This window comes from Cyanobacteriota bacterium, assembly GCA_027618255.1.
Classification (GTDB): domain Bacteria; phylum Cyanobacteriota; class Vampirovibrionia; order LMEP-6097; family LMEP-6097; genus JABHOV01.
In genome coordinates this window covers 1-18,457 of the sequence record JAQCFG010000040.1, presented here as the reverse complement: position 1 = coordinate 18,457, position 18,457 = coordinate 1, and the positions used below count along the sequence as shown (strand labels likewise).

The window sequence follows — 18,457 nt, the reverse complement described above, 5'->3', positions numbered from 1 at the left end:
TGATTCTATAACCAGTTGACAGGCGTTCGATATTACTTTGTAATCTACCTGTGTTAAATCTCAGTGCTCTTTGAGCGAATAAGCTTTGTGTGTTTGTATTTACTGTCAGTTGCATTTTGTTCTCCTTAAGCTAAGTCAGTATCTGACTTGCTTCCCACCTGGGATCTTTAGCTCACCGTTGTATTAGTGGAGCTGATTATATCTATCGGACATTGTGGTGAATATCTAATTGGCCCGATTAGTTGATTTTTTTTTCTTCTAGTCTTTTTAGTTTTTTAGGGTCGTATCCTGACATTGGACATTTTGAACTAATAACAGGGGGATAATAACTAAACTGCAAAAATGTCCAATGTCAGGATACGACCCTAAAAAAAAGAACTCCCCGGGGGAAGGGAGTTCTGGGGTCTCATTATGTGAGGGGGGGATACGTCAGTACCACCCTTTAGTCTCCTTGTGGGGGGACTAAAACTTTATCCAAGCAGCTGCAGTGCTATCTGCGGTGCTGTATTCGCCTGAGCGAGCATGGCAGCAGCTGTTTGTTGCAAGATTTGGTTTTTGATCAAGACGCTACTTTCTTTGGCGACGTCTACATCTTGAATTCTTGATCTTGCTCCAGCAGCATTTTCCATGGCAATTTCCATGTATTCCATTTTGGATTCTAGTGCATTTTGCGTTGCACCAACATAGGATCTCATTCTAGATACATTGTCGATCATGTTATCGATTTGCGAGATTGTCGCTGCGACATTACTCGTGTGAGTTGCGTAGTTGTATGAATTAACAGTAGCGCCAGAGATTTGGATTCTATCAAGAGAAAGTCCTGTTGTACCACCTTCAATCAGGAAGCCATCATCACTTGATGTACCTGTTGATTGTGCCGTGATATCAATGTCGATACCACTGTTGGAACCGGCTCCGCCTGCACCAGATGTGAGTATTATCGATGTCGTTTCGCCATGATCAGAGCCTGTTTGCAATGTGATATCAGCACTTGAAGTATTAGCATAGATTAGTGTTGTGCCATTGAAGTTGGTTGCTTGAGCTATATCGTCAATAATTTTGATACGTTCATTGATCTCTCTTTGCAGAGCATCTCTCTCGTCTGCTCCGTTAGTACCGTTGATCCCTTGAACTACTAGTTCTCTAATTCTTTGAAGATTTTCTTGGATGACTGAAAGCCCGCCTTCCATGGTTTGAATTAGCGAAATGCCATCGGCGGCGTTTTTGCCAGCTTGCTCAAGCCCGCGAATTCTCGTCGTGAGTTTGTTGGCGATTGATAAGCCTGCGGCATCATCGGCTGCTCTATTGATTCTATAACCAGTTGACAGGCGTTCGATATTACTTTGTAATCTACCTGTGTTAAATCTCAGTGCTCGTTGAGCGAATAAGCTTTGAGTATTGGTATTGACAGTAAGTTGCATTGTTTTTTCCTTTTGTCTTGCCATATAGGCTTGCTGTTATTACAGCTGACGACATAGTTTATCGGACGTTGTGGGATTATCTAGGTGGCCTAAAATAATGAAATTTTAGGAAAGGCTAATACGTCTGTACTATGCAAGGGCGGTATAATGGGGCAAAGAGACAAAATTTATGAGTTTAATTGAAGGTGTAATAGCAAGAGAAATCCTAGACAGCAGAGGCAATCCAACTGTTGAAACGGAAATATTTTTGGCAGATGGGTCATTTGGACGAGCTGCTGTTCCTAGCGGAGCAAGTACTGGTGCTTTTGAGGCTTGTGAATTGAGAGATGGCGACAAATCTCGCTATCAGGGTAAGGGAGTTAGCCAAGCAATTGAGAATGTCAATGAAATTATCGCTGAACAAATCATTGGTTTGGATGCCACTCAACAAGCGGAACTTGATAGTTTATTAATTAGCCTTGATGGCACCGATAACAAATCTAAGCTTGGCGCTAATGCAATTTTGGGCGTAAGTATGGCAGTGGCTGTAGCTGCGGCTCAATCATCAGGTCTAGCTTTATATTCCTATCTTGGTGGTCCGAATGCGCGCACTTTACCAGTGCCGATGATGAATATTCTTAACGGCGGCAAGCATGCGCTTGACTCTGTTGACTTGCAAGAATTTATGGTGATGCCAGTTGGCGCGACGAGTTTTTCTGAAGGCTTGAGAATGGGTACTGAGGTTTACCACGCACTTAAATCAGTTTTGAAAAAAGAAGGTTATTCAACTAGTACTGGCGACGAGGGTGGTTTTGCACCAAGCCTTAAAGCTAACGAACAAGCAATCGAAGTGATACTCAAAGCCATTGACCTGGCGGGTTTCAAAGCTGGTACTGATTTGATGTTAGCAATCGATGCCGCTTCTACAGAACTATATATAGATGGCAAATACGATCTTGCTAAAGAAGGACGCAAGTTAACTGGTACTGAGATGATTGATTTCTATGAAGATTGGATTAAAAAATATCCAATTATTTCTATTGAAGACGGTTTTGCTGAAGATGATTGGGAGACATGGAACGAAGCGACTAGACGTCTTGGATCTAAAGTTCAATTAGTTGGTGATGATTTATTTGTTACTAATACCTCTAGACTCGCTCGCGGCATCAAAGAAAAATCTGCCAATAGTATCCTTATTAAGGTAAATCAAATTGGCACTTTAACTGAAACCCTGAACGCAATCGAGCTTGCCAAAAAATCACAATTTACTTCAGTGATTTCACATAGATCTGGTGAAACTGAGGATACATTTATTGCTGATCTTGCAGTAGCTACCAATGCTGGGCAAATCAAGACTGGCGCACCTTGCCGCTCTGACCGTGTGGCTAAATACAATCAGCTACTTAGAATCGAAGAAGAACTTGGTTCGCAAGCTCAATATCCTGGTTTGGCTGCTTTTAATAATTTATCTGGTGCTAGGCTTAATAGTATTGGTAGGGTTGAGGCTTAGTTTATTAGTTGTTTGTTGGTAAATTAACAAGCCTGCCAAGGTAAGCAAAGAAATTCTTGTCAACATCTACAGTTTCACCCTTGATAAATTGTGACATTTGTTTTTTTAGTTTGTCTGTAGCTTTGATGTCATTGGTTGCTAATGAGTTTTTTAACAGGTTTTGATCAACCTGTGGTAAATCATTAATTTTGAGTCTGTTGTTAAAAAGATCATTGTCGTAAAGTATTTGATAAATAAGTGCTCTAAAATTTTGTATGAGCAATGAGATATTGTCTTGTGCTGCTATTCTTGGCAGTCTATTGAAAGTCTCATTGCGAAGGACTTTGATTTCTGCGGGATCTGCTGTTGAGTAATCAGGTGTGCTCAGTATTGATTTCATCAAATCTCGTAATCTGTTTCTACTCATGTCATCGTCCCCTCCAGGTAGCCCACTTGGACCTAGCGTTTCAGCTTGATAATTGGGTCCAGCAAGAGGTACAGCTTTAGTTTGATCTGGGTCAAAGTGAATTGCTTCGATGGGCTCATTAGTGTCAGTCACTAGAACAGGATAAACTCCAGGTGTAACAGAAGTCATTGCTGATGTAACTACGTGATCGAGATAATGATGTGTTTGATTAACATAGCCTAATCCCTCCATTGCTTCTGGTTGGTTTTCATTTTCTTTGACAACCATTAGATGAATAGTTTTGGGGCGTTTATGTTTTTCTAGGTTTGGTCTTTGCTTCATGGAAGGATATTCACGCGCAAGCTGATCTATTTTGGCAATGAATTTATCATCCATTGAAATATCTAGAGAGTCTCTGCTAATAGTTTCAATGTCATAATCTGCTCTGATTAAAGCTCTATAATCTTGATTAATTCGGGAATTTAGAAATTTTGCAACTTGTGTGTGACCTTGATTGAGGCTCAAGCTGGTATCACCATGAATAAAGAATTTACCGCTTTGAGTTAAAGTTGGTCGAGTAGCCATAGGTTATTTAGTTTAGCAGATTCTCTTGATTTAGAGAGGTTGATTCAAGATAATTCTAGCTTTTTGGTAATCCTCAACAGTATCAATACCAATTGGTGCTGACTTTACTTCAAGCATTTTGATTTTGATGCCGTTATCAAGTGCGCGTAGTTGTTCGAGTTTTTCGGTTTTTTCTAATTCGCTTTGAGCTAGATTTGCAAGTTGTAGTAGAGTGTCGCGGGTGTAGGCGTAAAGTCCTATATGTTTCTTGGCATTAGTTTGTTTTTGGTCTCGATCAAAAGGAATCACAGCTCTCGAAAAATACATTGCATCATTATTAGCATTAGTAACAACTTTGACATTATTCGGATTGTTAATTTCATCTGGATCGCTAATGCAATGATAGAGACTGGTCATCTGACAGAGCGGATCGTGCAAGAAAGGCTCAATCGCTTTATCGATATCATCTGGGTTAATCATCGGCTCATCACCTTGAACATTAACAATGATTTGCCAGTCTTGGTTTTGCTCAGCTAATTCAGCGATCCTGTCAGTGCCTGACTTGTGATCAAGTGAAGTCATAAAAACCTCGGCACCAAAACTGCGTGCGTGATCAAAAATCCGCTGGTCATCAGTTGCAATAATGACCTTAGGGTATTCTATGGGTATGTCACTGTTGTCTTCATTCGCGGAACACATGCTTTGCATGGTTCCGACCTTTTTTTTGTCGGCATCACTAGCCAAACTTTGTTTTGCAGGATTCCTCGTCAAGTATTTTGCTTTGCAAGTTTGCTCGTAGGTTCTTTGCAGTACACTCTTACCAGCTAGGTCAAGCAAAAGCTTGCACTCAAGGCGAGTGCTAGCATAGCGGGCTGGGATGATGGCGACTACTTGCATCTGAATTTATATTCTACCATTCTAGCTTCACCTTTCTTTTGGAGAACTTTGGATTCAAGTCCTTGTTTGAGGTCTCTACTAGCTGTTGCTGTTGAGATGTCTCTCAATATTGCCATGTAGTCTTTGCGCGAGAACCATTGACCAGCAAAAGCTTGTTGAGCTTGTATGAGTCTTGATTGAGCGTTAAGGTCTTGCGGGCGAGTACTAGAATAGGTCTCGGCGAGTGCTTCAAGAATGATCTCAAGCATAAACTCTATAAATAGAGTCGAATGAGCTTCTTTGTCACAAGACTCAAGTACGGCATAATACTGCTTTTGTTTGAGTTTGATTAGTGATTCTATTGGTACAAATTCAAAGATTTCACTATAGTTGTAGAGAATCACGGTCTGCCATAGCCTACCAAGCCTACCGTTGCCATCAATAAAAGGATGAATAAATTCAAGTTCATAATGGACTACAGAGCTTTTGATCAAAAGATGATCAGGACTTTTTTTGAGGTATTCAAAAAGCTCAGTCATTAATTTATCAAGCATCTTGGGTTGTGGCGCTACATGAGTGACTTTGGAGCCTTTCATTATGCCGACATTAGTGGTTCTGATTTTACCTGGATCACTTATCAAACTATGCATTAAATATTTATGTGCCTTCAATAATGACTTGATTGAATTAAATTTATAATTAGGAATTTCTTTGTAGGCTTGAATTGCGTTTTGTACTTCCTTTATGTCCTTGATAGGACCAAGCACCGTTTGCTCATCAATCACTGCAGAGACTTGTTCAATACTAAGTGAGTTACCCTCAATAGCTAGTGAACCATGAATAGTTTTGATACGGTTTTTTTTTCGAAGTTCAGGGCTATTGTTGCTGAGATGTTCAGCTTTGATTTTGCCAATGATTTCTGAGATCTCTGCAATGAGATTAGTTGTTTTGCTGGTGATTTGGTAAGGCGGTTGATGCATGATAGTATCAAATGATACTATCATCATACCACTTGTGTCTCAAAACCTACTGTTTTCAAGCACTTTATCAGCACCATAAAACTCGTCAACAGGGATTTTTTCTATTAATGAGAAGAGCATCTTGCGTAGCTTATCGATGTTCTGTCCAAAGACTTCCATTACAGCACCGTGGCTCACTGGCTCAGTGCCGGTGTGCACGCCAGAGTCGTAGTCTGTGATTAGTGAAATATTAACGCAAGCCATGCCAGCTTCGCGCACTAGGTGAGCTTCTGGGTATTGAGTCATATTGATTATTTGCCAGCCCATTTTGTGAAACCACTCTGACTCTGCTTTTGATGAGAAGCGCGGTCCGTTGATTACCACGATAGTACCGCCGTCATGCACTGTGATATTGTTTTCGCGCGCCGCTTCAACAGCAAGTTTGCGTAACTCAGGCGTATAAGGTTCTGCTGGACTTACGTGCGTGGTGATTGGTCCATCAAAAAAAGTATCTTTGCGCCCAGAAGTTCTATCAACCCATTGATCGGCAATTGCAAAATCTCCTGGTTTGTAATTCGTTTGCAGGGAGCCAGCGGCGCAAGGGCAGATGACCGACGAGCAACCGAGTTCTTTGAGTGCCCAGACGTTGGCCCTGTAATTAATTTTGTGAGGTGGAATTCTGTGCTCGCGCTGGTGTCGTGGCAGGAATGCAATCTTTTTGCCAGCATGTTCGCCAATAAAGACCGAGTCAGAAGGCGCGCCATAAGGTGTTTCAACTGTGACTTCCTTAACATTATCCAGGAATGCGTAAAGACCGGATCCGCCAAAAATACCTATATCTGCTTGTTTTTTTCTTGTCATCTGGACAATTCTATCATTATTAACGCCGGGTGGTAACAACGTAACGTTCGTTACGTTGTTACCACCCGGCGTTACTTTCGTAACGCTTTGCGCAAAAGCGAAGATTTTTGGGTAGGGCTTGCATTTGGAGGACTAAAGTTAATATAATTAACTCTTATGAGAAATTACGAATTATTTTTGATACTGGAAGCCAAAAAAGACGAAGCAGCAGCTCAAAAAATCATTAGAGATGTTGAAGCTGTGCTTAGTAAATATGGTGCCAAGGTGACTAAATCACATCAAGGTCAAAGCTTTAGGCTTGCTTATCAAATCAACAAGAGACGTGAAACATTTCAGATTATTCTTGAGATCGCATCTGAGCCAAGTCAAATTGCTGAAATTAAACGTAGTCTTGGTTTAGTTAACCAAGTTCTTAGGTTTAGTCTCTTGACTATGCCAGCTGTAAAACAAGCTGCGTAATTTCCATTGCAGATTGACCAAGATACTTGGCATTCTGACCAACTTAAAGATTCAAAAGGAGTAATAAATGTCTTTATCACAAGCAACTCTCTCAGGTACTGTTAAAAAAAACGCTGAGCAAAAAACTACAACAAACGGAAATACCGTGACCAGTTTCACTATGGACGTGTTACGTTACGACAGCAGAGCGAAAGAAGAAAAATCATATCCAGTGAGAGTCAACCTTTGGGGTGACAACTTCGCTGATCTTGCAGCTCAACTTACTACTGGTGTAAGAGTTATCGTCAGTGGCAGATTACAAATTGATCAATTCAATAGTAACGATGGCAAACTTGTTAGATTGCTTACTATTGAAGCTTCAAGAGTTGCACTGGCAAATAAAATTGCATCAGCTGGAGCAGCTCAAACGATGAGCTCACACGATCCTTACTCAGAGCCAGAACTTAGTATGGCTGGTTCAGAGATGGATGCTGCTAGCGAAGAAGTTCCTTTTTAAGCACCTTGGGGTCTAATTCCCGGCAGCTCTGCAAAGGTCATTAATAGACTTCCTGCGAAAGTTGGAATTATCCTAAAAGCAACACGCAACACGCAACATGCGTTGCGGTTGCTATCTTTTTTCAAGCGACATCACTAGCAAAACGTAGTTTTGCAGGATGTCTAATATCCCGAAACTAAGAAAACAGATTCATCTCTATGAATGCGTTTTTGTAATGATTTTCGTTGCTTGATACTTTCTTTTTTAGAAACTGAATAACTAACAGCAGCTCCGGCATGTTGCATTTTGAGACCTATGGCTGTTTCTCCTAGTTTGTGTAATGAAATTCTGGAAAGATAGGTGGCTCTGAGATTTTCTTTGTCTTCAGAGTATTGATCGATGTCAGCTTCAAGTTTGTTGTTATTTACTTCAAAATGGATATCGGAAGCAGAAAGAACAAAAGCAGAAATGAATAATCCAGAGACTAAGATGATTATAAGTTTTTTTCTGTGTTCAATCATACTTCGTTTATTTTACCGTATCCTTGCGAGCTTGAGTCTGTCTTTGCAATGCTATGACAATGGTTATATAACCCTTGCCAAACGTAGTTTGGCACTTCTTGAGCGCGGGTTTTGGGAGATTTCCTCTTCTGTTGCAATGATTGGTTTTTTGCAAAGTAGTTCTAGCTTGTCTTCAGAGACATATTTCTTGAAGGCATTTTTGACAATTCTATCTTCAAGTGAATGAAAAGAAATAATCGCTAGTACTGCGCCTGGCTGCAAAACATCAAAATCAAGTTCTAGAAATTCTTCGAGCACTTCAAGCTCTTTATTAACTTCAATACGCAATGCTTGAAAAGTTTTTGTTGCTGGATGAATCCTAAATGTTTTGCCGTTAGAGCCGCGAGCATAAATGATTTTGATTAGCTCAGCGAGTTTTTCACTAGTGTCAAATGGACGATATTTGATTATTGCTGCTGCTATCTGTCTTGATTTGCGCTCTTCACCATATCTAAAGATGATATCGGCAAGATCTTTTTCATTATATTGGTTGACGATGTCTTTGGCAGAAAATTCTAGTCCTTGATCCATGCGCATATCAAGATCACTATTATATTTGAAACTAAAGCCGCGGTGCGGGTCGTCAAGCTGGATAGAGCTCAGTCCGAGATCAAGTAAAATGCCGCCGTTGATTTTGATCTTGTTTGTTTTGCAGTAAGACCAAATGTTTTTGAAGTTGCTGTGAATTAGGCTCCACCTGTCTTCGCTTTCGTTACGACGGGGCAAGGCTTCGTTACAATTAATCCGTCTTCGCTCCGCTTCGACGCGATCTACGACTTCTTTATCCTGATCAAAGGAGTACAAGTGCTTCGGCTTAGCTGCAAGTATCATTCGTGAATGTCCAGCGCCGCCAGTAGTACCATCGACATAGATTTTGCCAGGTTCTATAGCCAAGGCTTCGATGATTTCACTTGCAAGTACAGGGATGTGAGTAATCATTTAAATATTGAGTTTCCGTACTTCCGCTTCAATGCGCTTCTTGACTTGGTCCCAGCTTACTTCTTTGATGAGTTGAACATTCTCCAGGTCATTGTTTTCTACATCAGCAAAATAGACTAGGCTTCTGATGTAGTGGTACATATCCTTGTCAGGGAATTTGATTGCACAAAAATTGAGAATCTCACTAAGTTGATATTCCTCAAAAAGAAAATATAAATCATAAAAATCCTTCTTGCTACTTCTGGTGCCGATTGCAGTAATCTTCATTGCAGCAATGTCTTTTGGAGAAGCAAGTCTGATACCATCGATTTCTTTAAGAGCTTCAATTGGATCATAAGGATATTCGACAATGTCGATTTTGATATTATTGATAAATATTTGATATATTGGTGGGTCTTTGCGTTTTTCTTCTACTGTTTCGAAATGATATTTTGCTCGAGAAGCAAAATCAGCAAAGTTGAATTTACTGTTACCAAAAAAATCTAAATCTACTGATATCCTATGACCAAGCTGTAGTGACAAAGCAGTACCGCCCACTAAGTGAAAGTCCTTGAGTTCTTCTAGAGTCATTAGCTCTTTTAGGAGGGCCAGAGTTCTTTGGTCAACTGTTTCCGTTCGTAACATTTAAACTGCTCCTGGGGTATATCGAAATAAAATGACATAAAGCGAAGGGTGACATTGTCTAAGTAAACAGCATTAAGACTAGCTTCTTTGATTTTGCCAAGTCCATAATATCTCTTGAGTTCCTTCCAGTCCTTGCTATTGCCTGAACTAAGAACCCTCTCAATTACATATTTGGAATGCTTGTCATAATCTATTTTGGCTGGGTCTACGTCCCAGAACAAGCTCTTGTAGAAATCAGGCTTTGCCTTGCTCATATATACATATTATACCACGATTTTGCTATAATCACTAGTCTATGACTAAAAAAGCACTAGTATCAGTATCCGATAAAACAGGATTGGAGCAGCTTTTGGTTTCATTTCGTGAGCAGGGTTATCAAATTGTTAGCACTGGTGGTACTGCTAAATATATTAGAGAAGCTGGTTTTGAGGTGCAGGAAGTTGCTCAGCTCACTTCTTTCCCTGAGATGCTCGGTGGTAGAGTCAAGACGCTTCACCCTAAAGTCCTTGCTGGAATTCTGGCAAGACGCGATCAGGTGCAGGATTTGCAAGACTTGGCTGATAACAATATCGAAGAAATTGATCTGGTTGTTGTTAATTTATATCCTTTTGCTGAAGTGATTCAACGTGAGAATTTAGTCTACGCTGACGCTATTGAAAATATCGACATTGGTGGTCCGACTCTCTTGAGATCAGCAGCGAAGAATTATCAATCAATTACAGTACTCTCTGATTCTAGTCAGTATGCTGAATATATTGAAGTCACAAAGGCTCAGGATCCTGTTGCTTTATTTGCTTTGCGTGAAAGACTGGCTCTTGCTGTCTTTGAGCACACCGCTAGTTATGATAAATTAATCGCTCAGTTCTTGAAGTCAAGAGCTGATGAGTTAAATTCAGTTAGTCTTGATGAAGAATCTAAACTACCTGAGACTTTTAGTTTGGAGCTTGAGCTTAAGTCGAAATTGAGATACGGAGAGAACCCGCATCAACAGGCGGGTCTTTATGTCGACAAAAACTCACCAGCCTCTGCGCTTGCCGCTGCCAAACAACTTCATGGCAAAGAGATTAGCTACAATAACTATCTTGATTTGCAAGCGGCTTGGAACATAGTCTCTGAGTATGATGAGACCATTCCTTGCGTTGCAATTATTAAACACAATAATCCTTGTGGTGTTGCAATTGCGCCTAATGTCGCGCTGGCTTATATTGATGCACTTAGCTGTGATCCTGTCTCGGCTTTTGGTAGTATTATCGCTGCTAATAAAGAAGTTGATTTGGCTGCAGCTAATGAAATGGTTGAACTGTTTGTCGAGGCAATTATTGCTCCTGGTTTTGCTGCAGACGCTCTTGAAATACTTCAAACTAAAAAGAATTTGCGTTTACTAGAAATCACCCCAGAAACAAGTGCTAAGAATAAACTGAATATCAAACGTATTGATGGCGGTTATTTGCTTCAAGAAAATAATGAATTCTTGCATGATACGGAGAAATTAGAAACAGTAACTAAGACTCAAATTGATGAGAGTCAATGGGTTGATTTAATGCTTGCATGGAAAGTTGTTAAGCATGTCAAATCAAATGCGATTGTTGCTGTCAAAAATGGTAAGACAATTGGTATTGGTTGCGGTCAGTCCAATAGAGTGAAATCCGTTGCTGATGCACTTTCTAGTACTGATATGGAAACTCGAGGAGCAGTGCTTGCTTCTGATGCTTTTTTTCCTTTTGCTGACAATATTGCAATTTGTGCACAAAACCATATCGCAGCAATTATTCAACCAGGTGGTTCTATTCGTGATCAAGAAGTGATAGATGCTTGTGATGAAGCTGGTATTGCTATGGTGTTTACTAAGACAAGACATTTTCTACATTAGACTTGTTCTGAAAGTCGAAATTCTCTAGATTCAGGTTTTTGGTTTAACAATAATCCAAAGATTAACTCATTGATCTAATTGCTTCAGTTAAATTTGCCTTCGAAAAATCTTTAGAATTGCGAGTCTGATAGCTTATCAGATCGTTTTTGCCAGTTTTGTTTTTGCTGATTAAACTACTTAGGCTACTAATATTGTCTTGATTATTGGTGTAAGCAGGTGCTTTGCTAGTAAAGTTGTTCTTAATAAATTGAGAAAAGAAATTTTGATTCTCTTGAGTTTTTCTTTCCTCTCTGAGGCTAAGACTGGCGCTGATTTGATAAACCTCAATGCCATTGGCACGTTCGTCGATATCACTGAGCTGATTGCTATATTTCTCAAGCAGGCTCTGTTTTTCCTGACCCTCAATGAGTCTATAGTTAGTTGTGTTATTTAGCTCCATGTCTTGCTATGTGACTAATCAAAGCAAATCTGCCTTAAGGTAGGGTTAATAAAACTCGAAGCTGAGCGAATTATTATTCTCAACTTAAGGGACTAGGGGTTATTGCTCATAGGTGCTCTGCTTGAAAAGCTTCCAGATATGAGTGTAATCAAGTAGAACTAAGCCACTGCAAAACTATATTCTTCCGGACTCAATCCGGTAAATTTGAGTGTTGAATAATTGGCTGACCAATCGATTTTGCTAATTGAAGCTACTGGTATATCGATGCGAAAGAAGTTTTCTACAGGTATATTCAGTGCGTTGATAATGATTGCTCTAATGACTCCAGCGTGAGTGGTGAGGACGATTCGGTTACCTGTTTCGTAGTTACTCAGAATGTCAGTCATTGCTCTATCGATTCTGGCAACAAATTCTTTGACATTTTCACCATTGGGAGCAGCGTAGTTGATTGGATCCTTGGACCACTTCTCCCATTGCTTTTGGTTCTGATCTCTAATTTCCCAATAAGTCTTGCCTTCCCAGTCGCCTTCTTTTTTTTCGACTAGTCCACTGTGTTTGTAGTAAGTTGGTTGCATAACTGCCTTGGCAATTGCATCAGCTGTTTGCACCGCACGAAGTAATGGGCTAGAAAAAATAGAATCAATTTGGATATCGTAAAACCAAGAAGCGACCATGTCGACTTGCTCCAGCCCCTCTGCAGTAAGTCCAATGTCACTATTGCCACATACTCTGCCTTTCTCTGTGGCACTTGTTTCACCGTGTCTTACTAAATATATTTGTTTTACTTGTTCAGTTGAGTCAAGTAGGTCTACCATGCTTCTAATTATATCCTATGCTTGTTTTGCCTTGAGCAAAACAGATGAAACTAGCGCTGTTACTGGGATTGCCAGGACTAGCCCGATGCTACCTACTGTTGCTGATGTTAGTTCAGTTGCAATTATTTCCATATTGATCAAACGGATGCCTGATTCGCTATAAAGCAAAAGGAAGAGTGGAATCGAGGCGCCAGTATAAGCAAGGATGAGAGTATTGACCATTGTGCCCATGATATCTTTGCCGACATTCATGGTATGTGCGAATAATTCTCGTTTGGTTTGATGAGGATTGGCTTCATAAATCTCTTGTGCTGAACTTGCAATAGAAATTGATACGTCCATTGATGCTCCAAGACTTGCAATAATGATTCCTGCTGCAAGTATCCCTTGAAAATCAAGATTGATAGCATGTAGATTGGCAAGTAGTATATGAGCTTCGGTTCTAGCAAGTCCGCTCAATGGCGCTATGTTAATTACAATCATGGCAATTAAGCCAGCAATCGCTACCCCGCCAGTGGTGCCGATTGTCGCTGCTAAAGATTTTTTGGTCCAGCCAGCGACCAGTAGCATAGTAGTGGCAGTAGCAAAAGCAGAGAGTGCAACTGCTAGGCTGATTGGATTGAGCCCGGCTTTGATTCCCGGAATTAAGAAATAAGTTATCGCAAGTCCTGTCAGGATCAGTGAGATGATGGCTTTGAAACCGCGGCTGCCACCGAGCAATATGACTAAAACCATAAAGGCAAATATCAAAGCAAGGATAACAGGTTCTCGATAGTAGTCGGTAAGGTAGACCTCACCATCTTCTTCAATTGAAGCTAAATATTGCTTGCCCGCCTTGGCTGTAATGGCGTAGGCTTGGTTATCTGGGATTGTGTTGGTGATAAGTAATTCTTGATCATCACTAGGAATTTTGATTTTGACACTTTGTTGTGAATAACCAAGCAGGTCGTTTTTAGCCGGTTCTGAAGCTTCAATAACCTTGATGATGCGTAGATCAAAATCGTCAGCAGCCTTAATTGCTTGGCTTAAGCCAAGGAGAATAAAAAGAGATAATAAGAGCTTTTTCATTGTTTGACCTAGTCCAAATGAGCTAGGTCTCATCATTATACTCGTTATTTTCAGCTTTTTGTATTGTTAATTATCAGGGTTTTGAGGGGTCTATAGTCTCTAATGGCTAAAACAAAAAGCTCAATTAACACATGGAGTAAGCGCATGAAAGTTGCGGCCCTGTTAGTCTTGATTGACAATGATGCAGCAGCTGGTGTTCTTCGAAGTTTTAATGATGATCATGAAGTGATTGCACTTGCTAAAGAAATTTCTATGGTTGGTACTGTAAATGAGAATGATCAAGAGATTTTATTAAATGAGATGTATGAAGTTTTGCAAATCCAAAAAGGTGTTGCCAGTGGAAGCTTAGATATTGCCGAAAATATGTTGGTTCAGGCTTATGGTCAAGATGGTGCTAATGACATTATCGACAAGATGACAAATACGATTCAAAGAGTACCGTTTGAGTTTTTGAGAATTATACATCCTGCAGAAATTGCTACAACAATTCAACATGAGCATGTACAAGTAGTTTCTTTATTATTGTCACATTTAAAAATTGAAAAAGCAGCACAAGTATTACAAAATCTCCCGGATGCTATTCGCTCAGATGTTGCAATCCGCCTTGCCAAGATGGATAGAACTAATCCAGAAGTACTTTCTGTGGTGGAAAGGATTCTAGAGAGAAGATTTGCTGGTATCATGTCACAAAATGAAATTGTAAATTCAGTTGGTGGTGTTGAAGCACTTGCTGAGATCCTCAACAGGGTTGATAGAAATACAGAGAAAAGAATTCTGGAAGATCTTGAAGGAATTGATCAGGCGCTTGCTACTGATATTCGTAACTTGATGTTTGTATTTGAAGATATCTTCAGACTTGATGATAAATCTGTTCAACGTTTATTACGTGAGATTGATGTTAAAGATCTTGGACTTGCACTCAAGGGTGCTAATGACGACTTACGTGATACTTTCTTCCGTAATATGTCTCAGAAAGCTGGAAAATTATTGCAAGATGATATTGAAATGATGGGCCCTGTCTTAATGAGAGATGTTTCTGAGGTTCAAACCAAGGTTGTTGGTGTTGTAAGAGCACTTGAGCAAGCAGGTGAAATCATTATTCTTGGTAATAGTGAAGAAGATATGTTCATTGAGTAAATCGTCTTTACATCAATTCGATTTTTAAAGATATTTAGTAATTCGGCTTTGTAAATGAGTTACTATGTTATTTCATATCCAATTGACTTACTTCGGTAGATCAAGCGGGCTTGTGTTCAGACTGAGAATTGAATGGGGATTCAAAACAGCAAACTAACAATTTAGGCTTAGCTAGCAGGAACCGTAGGTTCCACATAAAGCGAAGCGTAACCAGGCATCTTTGAAGATGTCGCAACCGTTCAAAAGCTTTGCTTTTGAATATATGGGTAGGTGTCCGAGTGGCTAAAGGAGGCAGACTGTAAATCTGCTCACGCAAGTGTACGCTGGTTCGAATCCAGCCCTGCCCACCATATAAAAAGAAGCTCCTTTAAAGGAGCTTCTTTTTTTTACAATACTTCTTCAGGAGCCTCAGTAAGAGTTTCATCAGGGGTCTCAGTAAGAGTTTCATCAGGAGTCTCAGTAAGCACTTCGTCCTCAGCACTAAAATCTCTCTCAAGCAAAGCATCATATTTCTCTAAAGGAATCAATTTGCTTTGAGTTAAAATAGAACGGCTAATAAATTCTAGGCAATATCTCATGAAGTCGGTACAGCCCAAGCCTTCTGTATGCTGACTTATTTTAATTGCACCAACAGTAGATCTCGCTTCACGACTCTGGTTTAAAATGCTTTCATAGTATTCGTAGATTTCTTTTTTCTCTTCGTGGCTGATTGCTCCCATATTGAGCGCTGCTCTAAAAGTTGTGCCCTTATTGAGTAGCTCGGCGATTTCAGGGAAATTTGTTTCAAGTTCTACTATTTCTTTGTCGAGGGCTATGACTGTTTTGGTGCCTTGGTCTTTACTATGTCTTTTGATGAAATCAAGTACGTTTGTGGCAAGTTCATTGTCTGGTTGTTTGGCAAGAGTTTTCAGGAAGTCAAAACCATTGTAATAATAAAGAAGTTTGGGATTCTCGTTATCTACTAGTTTGTTTATCTCGACAACTTTGTCAGGCGAGAGCATCAATAGCGCAGCATTGATACACATGGTTCTACCACCTTTGTCTCTACTGTATTCTTTAGCCATTAATAATTTATCGAGGGCTGAGCTGCCGGTAATAACTTTGAGGCTTGAAAGCTCAACTTCAACTGCTTCATGAAATTTTTTATAGTGTTCTGCTACGAATCTATAAAGCTTGAAGCTTTTTTCATTCTCTATAAAACTAAAAACAGCTTTGGGGTTGATTGATACTGATTTGGTAAATTTTTGAAATTCTTTTTCAGCAGCTATAGTACTTTGTTCTTGATCATTGATTGCATAACTAAAGATCAGAGCCTCTTCTAGTAGCTCGCGTGCTTCCTGAGCTAGATTCATGTAAATGGCAAAAAGCCAATCATGATTCATTGTGAATTTCTTATCCTTGGCTTTGTTAGCAATACTTGTGGCAACAATTGGTGCTAGGACATTATCAGTAGAGAATTGATATATTGTTTTCCATGCTAATTCAGTTGCTGCTGCATTACTAGTTGAATCTAGATAGCGTTCTAAACAAACAGTGAGCATTTCTTCATGCTGAGCAGGGTCATCTGAAGTGAAGGTGTCAATGAGTTCGTGTAAATATTTCAAGTAGACTGCTTCATCACCACAACCCTCTAAAAGATTAAGAGTTTGGATCTTTAGGTCCGGTGAGTTTTTGGGATCAAAGGCGATGGTTCTATAGAACTGTGCAAGCTCTGTTTTATTGTTCATTAAAGCAACGGCGTCTACTAGATATCTTCTAAAACGATGATCTTCTGGTCCATCGCCTGTTTCTGAAAACTCTGTCATCAAGATGGATTGCCCTTTGTCTGGATCGATATTCATTAAACCAAGAGAGCCTTTCTCATAACAAACAGTTGTCGCTTTATGGTCGAGCCATTTAGTCCTGCAATTGAGTATGAGGTTTTTTAAGACATCAAAACTATCTTCATGTTTAAACATCAGTAGTGCTTTAATTATTTCTTGAGCTGCCATACCAGTACCTTGCGGTGCTGCTGCTAGATACTTCTTGATCCGCATATAAGCTTTGTCTTGAATTGCAGGTTTTGTTGTTTGTAACCATTTAAACCATTCTTCAGTTGAAGCGTGATCATATTTATAAAATACCGAATATAATATCTTGGTTTTGGGATCAGCAAACAGTATTTTGATATTTTGTACTAATGTATCTTCAATAAATTCTATTACTTCAGCATAAAATCTGAAAGCATAAAATAGCACTGCCGCTATCAGGATTGCAGCTGCAATTAATCTAAGGACTTCACTTGACAAGTGAGAATTTCTCCTTTGTTTTACCCATCTATTTGATATATTCCACTATCGAAGTGCTTATAAACTTGTGGATTTCTCATAGACGACGTCAGTTATTAGTAGCTAGAAGTCTAAGCTAGTTTTGTGTTGTATATGTAAATAGACCTGTTTTGAAACAGGTCGCTTAAAAACCCCTAGTTTCGCAAGATGTCTAATAGCATCTAAGACTTGCTTTTGTTTGTTACTGTTGTTATTGTCGTTAGCTTTGGTATTGCCCAATAATGCTTTGAACATGAAATCTCCCCCACTAAATGTTTACTTGTTAGACCTGATTACGCTCATGTTTCGCTTTGGCAACAGGTCTATTGACTACATTCCACGTAATCGGTATTTTGGAGGAATATCACCTCCACCAAATGTTGTATCTTCAACAATTATTGAAAATATAAGACTATCTCAGGTCATCACCTGTTTCTGATTGAGATTACCGGGTTTGATTAGTAAATTATTAATTTTGTGCAAGTTCTAAGTTGGAGGCAAGCTTCTTTAGGTCTTCTACTTTATCTAGCTGCTCCCAAGGTAAATTGAGCTCTGGACGACCAAAATGGCCGTAGGCAGCAAGGTCTTGGTAAAATCTGCCGTTATGAAGTTTAGGTTGCTCACGTAATTTGAAATTCTTGATGATTGAATAAGGTCTAAAATCAAAGACTTGTTTGACAAGTTCCGTAATTTGCTGATCATCAAGTTTGCCAGTGCCGAAAGTCTCGACGTGAATGCTAGTTGGATGAGCAACTCCAATTGCATAAGAGACTTGGATCTCACACTTGGTGGCAAGTCCGGCGGCCACTATATTTTTAGCAGCGTGGCGCGCAGCATAAGCCGCTGATCTATCTACCTTGGTTGGGTCTTTCCCTGAGAAAGCACCACCACCGTGACGAGCATATCCACCGTAAGTGTCGACAATAATTTTGCGACCAGTAAGACCAGCATCACCCTGAGGCCCGCCCGTTACGAAACGCCCTGATGGATTGAAAAAATACTTGGTGTTTTGGTCTGGTTTAAGATCAAAGTTTTTAAAGACTGGATCAACAACTTTGGCTTTAAGGTCTTGAGCAATGATTGCTTGGATTTTGTCATTGTCACTTTCTCCATTACAGATGGGATCGTGTTGTGTCGAAAGCAAGATAGTCTCAATTCTAGTTGCTTTGTCATCTTCATATTCAAGTGTGACTTGTGCTTTGGCATCAGG

General features: G+C 39.8%; 20 protein-coding genes and 1 tRNA gene. 6 read left to right on the top strand and 15 right to left on the bottom strand.

The genetic code is table 11. The annotated features are described in order from the left end of the window. Positions 1 to 470: 470 nt before the first annotated feature. Positions 471 to 1,445 carry a flagellin gene (locus O3C63_06585; GenBank protein ID MDA0772593.1) on the bottom strand — a complete coding sequence of 325 codons (975 nt, stop codon included), beginning with the start codon at positions 1,443 to 1,445 and terminating at the stop codon, positions 471 to 473. 145 nt (positions 1,446 to 1,590) lie between these two features. On the opposite strand from O3C63_06585, the gene eno reads away from it, so the two are divergent. Then, positions 1,591 to 2,910 carry a phosphopyruvate hydratase gene (gene eno, locus O3C63_06580; GenBank protein ID MDA0772592.1) on the top strand — a complete coding sequence of 440 codons (1,320 nt, stop codon included), beginning with the start codon at positions 1,591 to 1,593 and terminating at the stop codon, positions 2,908 to 2,910. 4 nt (positions 2,911 to 2,914) lie between these two features. On the opposite strand, the gene O3C63_06575 is transcribed toward eno, so the two are convergent. From O3C63_06575 to O3C63_06560, 4 genes are read right to left on the bottom strand one after another with little or no spacing between them, the layout of a single operon-like run. Continuing rightward, entirely contained in the window at positions 2,915 to 3,880 is a 966-nt protein-coding gene (locus O3C63_06575; protein ID MDA0772591.1) for a hypothetical protein, read from the bottom strand. A gap of 30 nt (positions 3,881 to 3,910) precedes the next feature. Continuing rightward, complete coding sequence (kdsB, locus tag O3C63_06570) at positions 3,911 to 4,756, bottom strand: 3-deoxy-manno-octulosonate cytidylyltransferase (protein ID MDA0772590.1); 846 nt, start codon at positions 4,754 to 4,756, stop codon at positions 3,911 to 3,913. Beyond that, positions 4,747 to 5,742, bottom strand: a complete 996-nt coding sequence (locus O3C63_06565; GenBank protein MDA0772589.1) for a Fic family protein — start codon at positions 5,740 to 5,742, stop codon at positions 4,747 to 4,749. The genes kdsB and O3C63_06565 overlap by 10 nt, the downstream gene beginning before the upstream one ends. Positions 5,743 to 5,754: 12 nt before the next feature. Further along, positions 5,755 to 6,555 (bottom strand): S-methyl-5'-thioadenosine phosphorylase, encoded by an 801-nt coding sequence (locus tag O3C63_06560; GenBank protein MDA0772588.1) that lies wholly within the window; start codon positions 6,553 to 6,555, stop codon positions 5,755 to 5,757. A 156-nt stretch (positions 6,556 to 6,711) separates the two neighbouring features. On the opposite strand from O3C63_06560, the gene rpsF reads away from it, so the two are divergent. Both rpsF and O3C63_06550 read left to right on the top strand, forming a co-directional pair. Next, positions 6,712 to 7,014: a 30S ribosomal protein S6 gene (gene rpsF, locus O3C63_06555; GenBank protein MDA0772587.1), complete on the top strand. Its 303-nt coding sequence runs from the start codon at positions 6,712 to 6,714 to the stop codon at positions 7,012 to 7,014. A gap of 67 nt (positions 7,015 to 7,081) precedes the next feature. Beyond that, complete coding sequence (locus O3C63_06550) at positions 7,082 to 7,510, top strand: single-stranded DNA-binding protein (GenBank protein MDA0772586.1); 429 nt, start codon at positions 7,082 to 7,084, stop codon at positions 7,508 to 7,510. 161 nt (positions 7,511 to 7,671) lie between these two features. On the opposite strand, the gene O3C63_06545 is transcribed toward O3C63_06550, so the two are convergent. The 4 genes from O3C63_06545 to O3C63_06530 all read right to left on the bottom strand — a co-directional run bounded on the left by O3C63_06545 (position 7,672) and on the right by O3C63_06530 (position 9,866). Next, complete coding sequence (locus O3C63_06545) at positions 7,672 to 8,010, bottom strand: hypothetical protein (GenBank protein ID MDA0772585.1); 339 nt, start codon at positions 8,008 to 8,010, stop codon at positions 7,672 to 7,674. 63 nt (positions 8,011 to 8,073) lie between these two features. Beyond that, positions 8,074 to 8,988, bottom strand: coding sequence for a 16S rRNA (cytosine(1402)-N(4))-methyltransferase RsmH (gene rsmH, locus O3C63_06540; GenBank protein ID MDA0772584.1), 915 nt, complete (start codon positions 8,986 to 8,988; stop codon positions 8,074 to 8,076). Continuing rightward, on the bottom strand, positions 8,989 to 9,558 hold the full coding sequence (locus O3C63_06535) for a nucleotidyl transferase AbiEii/AbiGii toxin family protein (GenBank protein ID MDA0772583.1): 570 nt from the start codon (positions 9,556 to 9,558) through the stop codon (positions 8,989 to 8,991). It abuts the gene before it with no gap. 8 nt (positions 9,559 to 9,566) lie between these two features. After that, a complete protein-coding gene (locus tag O3C63_06530; protein ID MDA0772582.1) occupies positions 9,567 to 9,866 on the bottom strand; it encodes a hypothetical protein in 300 nt (99 codons plus the stop codon). A gap of 41 nt (positions 9,867 to 9,907) precedes the next feature. Between O3C63_06530 and purH the strand changes: the two genes are divergently transcribed. Beyond that, complete coding sequence (gene purH, locus O3C63_06525) at positions 9,908 to 11,482, top strand: bifunctional phosphoribosylaminoimidazolecarboxamide formyltransferase/IMP cyclohydrolase (protein ID MDA0772581.1); 1,575 nt, start codon at positions 9,908 to 9,910, stop codon at positions 11,480 to 11,482. Between the two features lie 61 nt (positions 11,483 to 11,543). On the opposite strand, the gene O3C63_06520 is transcribed toward purH, so the two are convergent. The 3 genes from O3C63_06520 to O3C63_06510 form a co-directional block, all read right to left on the bottom strand. Further along, positions 11,544 to 11,921, bottom strand: coding sequence for a hypothetical protein (locus tag O3C63_06520; protein MDA0772580.1), 378 nt, complete (start codon positions 11,919 to 11,921; stop codon positions 11,544 to 11,546). Positions 11,922 to 12,079: 158 nt separating this feature from the next. Then, positions 12,080 to 12,736, bottom strand: coding sequence for a histidine phosphatase family protein (locus tag O3C63_06515; protein MDA0772579.1), 657 nt, complete (start codon positions 12,734 to 12,736; stop codon positions 12,080 to 12,082). Between the two features lie 15 nt (positions 12,737 to 12,751). Then, a complete protein-coding gene (locus O3C63_06510) occupies positions 12,752 to 13,804 on the bottom strand; it encodes a YibE/F family protein (GenBank protein MDA0772578.1) in 1,053 nt (350 codons plus the stop codon). A 102-nt stretch (positions 13,805 to 13,906) separates the two neighbouring features. Between O3C63_06510 and fliG the strand changes: the two genes are divergently transcribed. Beyond that, complete coding sequence (gene fliG / locus O3C63_06505; protein ID MDA0772577.1) at positions 13,907 to 14,941, top strand: flagellar motor switch protein FliG; 1,035 nt, start codon at positions 13,907 to 13,909, stop codon at positions 14,939 to 14,941. Between the two features lie 264 nt (positions 14,942 to 15,205). After that, positions 15,206 to 15,291, top strand: a tRNA-Tyr gene (locus O3C63_06500). Positions 15,292 to 15,327: 36 nt separating this feature from the next. On the opposite strand, the gene O3C63_06495 is transcribed toward O3C63_06500, so the two are convergent. From O3C63_06495 to O3C63_06485, 3 genes are all read right to left on the bottom strand, one after another. After that, complete coding sequence (locus tag O3C63_06495; protein MDA0772576.1) at positions 15,328 to 17,229, bottom strand: hypothetical protein; 1,902 nt, start codon at positions 17,227 to 17,229, stop codon at positions 15,328 to 15,330. A 102-nt stretch (positions 17,230 to 17,331) separates the two neighbouring features. Then, a complete protein-coding gene (locus O3C63_06490; GenBank protein ID MDA0772575.1) occupies positions 17,332 to 17,502 on the bottom strand; it encodes a hypothetical protein in 171 nt (56 codons plus the stop codon). A gap of 214 nt (positions 17,503 to 17,716) precedes the next feature. Continuing rightward, on the bottom strand, positions 17,717 to 18,457 hold a 741-nt coding region (locus O3C63_06485; protein MDA0772574.1), incomplete at its 5' end, for a methionine adenosyltransferase domain-containing protein.

What these genes read in the sequence shown, in the direction of transcription:
- O3C63_06575 (MDA0772591.1), bottom strand. Translation starts at nt 3,880, where the DNA reads ATGGCTACTCGACCAACTTTAACTCAAAGCGGTAAATTCTTTATTCAT.
- O3C63_06550 (MDA0772586.1), top strand. Translation starts at nt 7,082, where the DNA reads ATGTCTTTATCACAAGCAACTCTCTCAGGTACTGTTAAAAAAAACGCT.
- rpsF (MDA0772587.1), top strand. Translation starts at nt 6,712, where the DNA reads ATGAGAAATTACGAATTATTTTTGATACTGGAAGCCAAAAAAGACGAA.
- purH (MDA0772581.1), top strand. Translation starts at nt 9,908, where the DNA reads ATGACTAAAAAAGCACTAGTATCAGTATCCGATAAAACAGGATTGGAG.
- O3C63_06520 (MDA0772580.1), bottom strand. Translation starts at nt 11,921, where the DNA reads ATGGAGCTAAATAACACAACTAACTATAGACTCATTGAGGGTCAGGAA.
- O3C63_06535 (MDA0772583.1), bottom strand. Translation starts at nt 9,558, where the DNA reads ATGACTCTAGAAGAACTCAAGGACTTTCACTTAGTGGGCGGTACTGCT.
- O3C63_06515 (MDA0772579.1), bottom strand. Translation starts at nt 12,736, where the DNA reads ATGGTAGACCTACTTGACTCAACTGAACAAGTAAAACAAATATATTTA.
- O3C63_06530 (MDA0772582.1), bottom strand. Translation starts at nt 9,866, where the DNA reads ATGAGCAAGGCAAAGCCTGATTTCTACAAGAGCTTGTTCTGGGACGTA.
- kdsB (MDA0772590.1), bottom strand. Translation starts at nt 4,756, where the DNA reads ATGCAAGTAGTCGCCATCATCCCAGCCCGCTATGCTAGCACTCGCCTT.
- O3C63_06490 (MDA0772575.1), bottom strand. Translation starts at nt 17,502, where the DNA reads ATGTTCAAAGCATTATTGGGCAATACCAAAGCTAACGACAATAACAAC.
- O3C63_06560 (MDA0772588.1), bottom strand. Translation starts at nt 6,555, where the DNA reads ATGACAAGAAAAAAACAAGCAGATATAGGTATTTTTGGCGGATCCGGT.
- O3C63_06585 (MDA0772593.1), bottom strand. Translation starts at nt 1,445, where the DNA reads ATGGCAAGACAAAAGGAAAAAACAATGCAACTTACTGTCAATACCAAT.
- O3C63_06545 (MDA0772585.1), bottom strand. Translation starts at nt 8,010, where the DNA reads ATGATTGAACACAGAAAAAAACTTATAATCATCTTAGTCTCTGGATTA.
- O3C63_06510 (MDA0772578.1), bottom strand. Translation starts at nt 13,804, where the DNA reads ATGAAAAAGCTCTTATTATCTCTTTTTATTCTCCTTGGCTTAAGCCAA.
- fliG (MDA0772577.1), top strand. Translation starts at nt 13,907, where the DNA reads ATGGCTAAAACAAAAAGCTCAATTAACACATGGAGTAAGCGCATGAAA.
- rsmH (MDA0772584.1), bottom strand. Translation starts at nt 8,988, where the DNA reads ATGATTACTCACATCCCTGTACTTGCAAGTGAAATCATCGAAGCCTTG.
- O3C63_06565 (MDA0772589.1), bottom strand. Translation starts at nt 5,742, where the DNA reads ATGATGATAGTATCATTTGATACTATCATGCATCAACCGCCTTACCAA.
- eno (MDA0772592.1), top strand. Translation starts at nt 1,591, where the DNA reads ATGAGTTTAATTGAAGGTGTAATAGCAAGAGAAATCCTAGACAGCAGA.